Below are 231 nucleotides of genomic sequence, written 5' to 3'. Positions count from 1 at the left end.
CAGTTCTGTTCGTCGTCCTTGCGACTTTCCTGATGCCTTTCGGCGTGTTGACGAGCTGGAGTGCGATTACGCTACGCCCCCGGGATTACATGATCGCCTTCCTGGTCTTGGAAGCGCTGATCATCGGCGTTTTCGCCTCAATGGACATTGTCCTCTTCTACGTGTTCTTCGCAGCCAGCCTTATCCCGATGCTCCTGCTCATCGGTGTGTGGGGCGGACCTCGGCGCATCC

The 231-nt window shown here is 57.6% G+C and carries 1 pseudogene; it reads left to right on the top strand.

The features are described 5' to 3' along the window. Positions 1 to 231, top strand: a pseudogene (locus ACPYOI_RS37245) (NADH-quinone oxidoreductase subunit M); the annotation flags it as partial.

This window comes from Rhizobium sp. SVR5-2C (assembly GCF_056755115.1).
Note: the sequence above shows the minus strand (reverse complement) of the source record. Positions and strands in the feature narration are given on the sequence as shown.